This is a genomic window from Pseudodesulfovibrio karagichevae, assembly GCF_041414475.1.
Taxonomy (GTDB): Bacteria; Desulfobacterota; Desulfovibrionia; order Desulfovibrionales; family Desulfovibrionaceae; genus Pseudodesulfovibrio; species Pseudodesulfovibrio karagichevae.
The window spans coordinates 1-2,871 of sequence record NZ_JBGLYH010000124.1 but is presented as its reverse complement, the minus strand read 5'-3'; the positions used below and the strand labels follow the sequence as shown (position 1 = coordinate 2,871).

At 65.3% G+C, this 2,871-nt stretch carries 3 protein-coding genes; 1 reads left to right on the top strand and 2 read right to left on the bottom strand.

Going from position 1 to position 2,871, the window contains the following annotated elements; all coding sequences use genetic code 11:
- Positions 1–57: 57 nt before the first annotated feature.
- Both mqnE and AB6M95_RS19600 read right to left on the bottom strand, forming a co-directional pair.
- Positions 58–1,152, bottom strand: a complete 1,095-nt coding sequence (gene mqnE, locus AB6M95_RS19605) for an aminofutalosine synthase MqnE (protein ID WP_371388431.1) — start codon at positions 1,150–1,152, stop codon at positions 58–60.
- A 4-nt stretch (positions 1,153–1,156) separates the two neighbouring features.
- Entirely contained in the window at positions 1,157–1,834 is a 678-nt protein-coding gene (locus AB6M95_RS19600) for a TetR/AcrR family transcriptional regulator (RefSeq protein ID WP_371388430.1), read from the bottom strand.
- 89 nt (positions 1,835–1,923) lie between these two features.
- Between AB6M95_RS19600 and AB6M95_RS19595 the strand changes: the two genes are divergently transcribed.
- A complete protein-coding gene (locus AB6M95_RS19595; RefSeq protein WP_371388429.1) occupies positions 1,924–2,751 on the top strand; it encodes a 1,4-dihydroxy-6-naphtoate synthase in 828 nt (275 codons plus the stop codon).
- Positions 2,752–2,871 lie beyond the last annotated feature (120 nt).

Sequence of the window (2,871 nt, the reverse complement as noted above, 5' to 3'; positions counted from 1 at the left end):
GGGAAGCCCTTTTCAAAGGGTTCCCTTTCCCCCTTCCCCCGGCCGCCGGAGGCATTCCTAAACCTCGTTGAAAAAGCCGTCGCGCTCCACTGGGGTGCAGCCACAGCCCCGGATCATGTCTTCGAGTTCGGACCGGGACAGCCCTTGTTGGGAGTCGGCCCCGGCCTCGTGGCCGATCTTTTCCTCGACGACCGTGCCGTCGAAGTCGTCGGCCCCGAACTTGAGCGCGGCCTGGGCCTGCTTGACCCCGAGCATGACCCAGTAGGCCTTGATATGCGGGATGTTGTCGAGCATCAGGCGGCAGACCGCGATGGCCTTGAGCTCCTCCAGGCCGGTCAGCGGGTTGTCGATCTTGAGCTGGCTGTTCTCGGTCAGGAAGGGCAGGGGGATGAAACAGGTGTACCCGCCCCCCCGGTCCTGGGATTCTCGCAGCCGGACGAGATGGTCCACCCGGTCCTCGACGGACTCGATGTGGCCGAAGAGCATGGTGCCGTTGGTCTTGAGTCCGAGCTTGTGGGCCTCCTCGTGGATGGCCAGCCACTCGTCGGCCGTGGACTTGCGCGGGCAGAGCTGTTCGCGGATTTTCGGGGCGAAGATTTCGGCCCCGCCGCCGGGCAGCATGCCGAGTCCGGCCGCCTTGAGCCGGGCCAGGACCTCGCCTGTGGCGATTCCTTCGAGCTTGGCGAAATGGGCGATTTCCACGGCGGTGAAACACTTCAGGACCGCGTCGGGGTAGCGCTCGCGCACGGCGGACAGGATGTCCTCGAAATAGGCCAGGCCGAGCTTGGGATGGCAGCCGCCGACGATATGGACCTCGCGGGGCGGCAGCGGCGCGGCCTCGAGCTTGGCCAGGACGTCCTCGCGGGTGAGCACGAAGCCGCCGGTCTGGCCTTCCTCGCGCTGGTAGGCGCAGAACACGCAGCCGTTGACGCAGACGTTGGTGTAGTTGATGTGGCGGTTGACCACGTAGAACGCCTTGTCGCCGTGCAGGCGGGTGCGCACCCGGTGGGCCAGCGCGCCCACGGCCAGGGGCTCCGGGCATTGGAACAGGCGCACGCCGTCCTCGAAGGAGAGGCGCTCGCCCGCTTCGACCTTGTCGCGGATGTCGGCCAGGTCCATGTTGTCGAAATAGTCGCTCTTGAACAGGTTCATGCGGTTACTCCTGTGTGGGGATGTCGGCCAGGCCGTGGCGCAGGAAGGAGGCCAGGGCGCGGGCCCGGTCCGGCAGGGAGGCGGCGGGCGCGAGCCCGTTGTCCAGCGAGGGCACGGCGTAGCCCTGGATGAAACGGTCCATGACCGCGTGCAGGGTGAATACGGCCATTTCCGCGTCCAGCCCGGCGGGCAGCTGCCCGTCCTGGATGCCGCCCTCGATGAGCTGCCGGAGGTATTTGGCGTGCGCGCCCCGGATCTCGCCGAGGAAGCGCTCGCGCAGGGGAAAATTCTCGTTGAAGAGCATCTTCAGGTAGATGCGGTAGAGGTTCGGATGGGCGTCCACGAACCGGGTTCCGGCCAGGAAGCTCTGCTCGATGCGCTCGAAGAAATCGAGTCCCGGCGTGTCGCGGATGGCCTTGAGCGGCTTCTTGAAATCGGTCACCGCACGGCTGAAAAGATGCTCGAACAGCCCCTGTTTGTTGCCGAAATACTTGAACAGCGACCCCTTGGCGATGCCCAGCCGGTCCACGATGCGGTTGACCGACGCCTGGTGGTAGCCGTGCTCGGCGAACTCCACGGTGGCCTCGTCCAGCACGCGCCGCCGCTTTTCTTCAGGCAGGTTCTCAAAGGTCTTTTTCGTCAATGCCAGGCTCCCGCACTTGCGCTTTCCGGTCTGTTCCATTAGTGGTGACCAGGTGGTCACCATGAGTACAGGGACGTACGGATTGTGTCAAGCATGGTGATTAAAATGTGATAAAACAAAAGGTTATTATGCAGAAACATTTGACTCTCGGATTTTCGCCCTGTCCCAACGACACCTTTATCTTTCATGCCCTGGCCACGGGGCTGATTCCCTGGGCGGGCGGGCTCGACGTGACCCTGGCCGACGTGGAGGAGCTCAACGGCCTGGCCGCCTCGGGCAAGTTGGATGTGGTCAAGGTGTCCACGGCGGCGGCCGCCGGGATATTGGACGAGTACGTGCTGCTGCGCGCGGGCGGGGCCATGGGCTACGGGGCGGGGCCGGTGCTGGTGGCCGCGGCGGGGCGGACGCTGCACTCCCTGGACGGCGGCACGGTGGCCATTCCGGGCGAGCGGACCACGGCCAACCTGATTTTCGGACTGTGCTGCCGCGAGGCCGGGATATCGGTCACGCGTCTGCCCATGGTCTTCGACGAGGTCATGCCCGCCGTGGAGGCCGGGCGCGCCGATGCGGGCGTGGTCATCCACGAGGGCCGGTTCACCTTCATGGAGCGCGGGTTGAGCCGGGTCCTGGACCTGGGCGCGTGGTGGGAGGCGCATACCGGCCTGCCCATTCCGCTGGGGGCCATCGCCATCAGGCGGTCGCTGGGCGAGGACACGGCCCGGCGCATGAACGAGGCCATCCGCCAGAGCCTGCTGTTCGCGCGCAACGAGCCCGAGGCCGGGCGCGACTACATCCGCGAGCACGCCCAGGAGCTGAGCGAGGCGGTGGTCCAGACCCACATCGAGACGTTCGTCACGGACTACAGCCTGGACGCGGGCGAGGCCGGCGTGCAGGCGGTCTCGCGCCTGCTGGCCGAGGCAGGCTGCACCCGGAAGGACATCTTCATCACGCTCTAGGTGTGAAGTTATAGGAGGTTGTTCACTCGGCCCTAATCGGTCAAATTGTGTTTACGAAGACGCAATTGCCGAAAGGAGGACCGAGTGAACATTCATGCCAATGCCAGATTGACGCCGATT